The organism is Mesorhizobium sp. M4A.F.Ca.ET.090.04.2.1 (assembly GCF_003999085.1).
Lineage (GTDB): Bacteria > Pseudomonadota > Alphaproteobacteria > Rhizobiales > Rhizobiaceae > Mesorhizobium.
On record NZ_RZOT01000809.1, the window covers coordinates 1 to 1,643 of the forward strand.

Genomic DNA, 1,643 nt, shown 5'->3' on the forward strand with positions numbered 1-1,643 from the left:
GGCATCGCAAGGGGCAGCTCGTCTTCGCGCTGGGCGGCGGCGTCACCTGTCGGGTTCCGAGCGGCCTGTGGATGGTGCCGCCGCATTGCGCCGTGTGGATTCCGGGCGGCATGCAGCACAGCAACATCGCGACCGCCAATGCGCGGATTTTCTTCGTTTATCTCGAACCGGGGGCCGCCGAATTGCCGGACCGGTGCTGCACGCTTTCGATCTCGCCGCTGCTGCGCGAGCTGATCATCGAACTGTCGGATTGCGCGCCGGAGGAGGCACGATGCGGTTTCCTGGGAGGGATCCTGCTTGCCGAACTGCCGCGCATGCCTGTGCAGCAATTGCACCTGCCGATTTCGGCCGAGCCGCGCTTGCGGCGGATCGCCGAGGCGTTAGCGGACGATCCCGCCGACCGCAGCACGCTAGCGGAATGGGCGAACCGCGTGGCGCTCAGCGAGAGCAGTCTGGCACGCCTCGTCGTGAAGGAGACAGGGCTGACCTTCGGGCGCTGGCGCCAGCAGCTGCACCTGATCGTGGCGCTGCGCGAACTCGCCTCAGGCGCCAGCGTGCAGCAGGTCTCGGGCGATCTCGGCTATGAATCCGTCACGGCGTTTATCACCATGTTCAAGAAGGCGCTGGGCAAGCCGCCGGCAAAATATCTCAGCGATATCGCGCAAAACGGCGGCTCCGCATTTGTCGCTTGATCAACCTGGCTGGTGCAGGACGCGCAACTCAAACGGCTTGCGGTTTGATCTCCGGGGCGCGGGCGACCTCTTTCAACCCAGCGGGTGACCTACCCGTCACCACCTCGACGATGCCGCGCGCGATCTCGCGCTCGCCCATGATGACGGTGTCGGCGCCGAGTCCCTTGAGATGCTCGACCTCGGCATCGGAGTGGGCGCGGGCGATGACATTGATGCCGGGGTTGGCGGCGCGGGCGCGCAGCACGATCTGACCCGCCTCGAAGGCATTCGGAATTGCAAGGATCAGCCGCTTGGCGCCTTCCGGATTGGCGGCCGAAAAGACGTCCGCATTGGCGCCATTGCCGGCGATGGTTTCGACGCCATCGGCCTTCAGCTTCGCCAGCGTCTTGTCGGCGTCCTCGATGACCAGGAAGGGCAGGGCGGCTTGCTTCAGCGCCGCGCCGACGAGGCTGCCGACACGGCCGTAGCCGATCAGGATGGAATGGCCGGTAAGCGCGGTTCTTGGCGGCGGGCCGTCTTGCTTTTGCGGCGAAGCCGTCACCGAAGCCACCTGGCCGGGCTCGGTCGCCGGGCCGATCGGCCTTGCCTCTTCCGGCGGCGATGCCTTGGCCGAGCGTGCCTCCAGCCACGGTGTCATCCAGTCGATGGCCAGGAACATCAGCGGGTTGAGCAGGATCGACAGGATGGCGCCGGCAAGGATCAGGTCGCGACCCTGCTCGGGCAGGAGCTTCAGGCCGACACCGAGTTCGGCCAGGATGAAGGAGAATTCGCCGATCTGCGCCAGGCTGGCCGAGATCATCAGCGCCGTCGCGATCGGGTAGCGGAAGGCGACGACGATGACGAACGCGGCCAGCGACTTGCCGAGCAGGATGATGGCCAGCGTCGCCAGGATCGGCCAGCCATTGCTGACCAGGCTGAACGGGTCGAACAGCATGCCGACCGAGACGAAGA

General features: G+C 66.2%; 2 protein-coding genes. One reads left to right on the forward strand and one right to left on the reverse strand.

Annotation, left to right across the window (positions count from 1 at the left end):
* Positions 1-692: helix-turn-helix transcriptional regulator (locus tag EN781_RS32085; RefSeq protein WP_145965771.1), on the forward strand; the 692-nt coding region annotated here is incomplete at its 5' end.
* A gap of 28 nt (positions 693-720) precedes the next feature.
* On the opposite strand, the gene EN781_RS32090 is transcribed toward EN781_RS32085, so the two are convergent.
* The coding region (locus EN781_RS32090) for an NAD-binding protein (RefSeq protein ID WP_245492704.1) at positions 721-1,643 on the reverse strand (923 nt) is incomplete at its 5' end.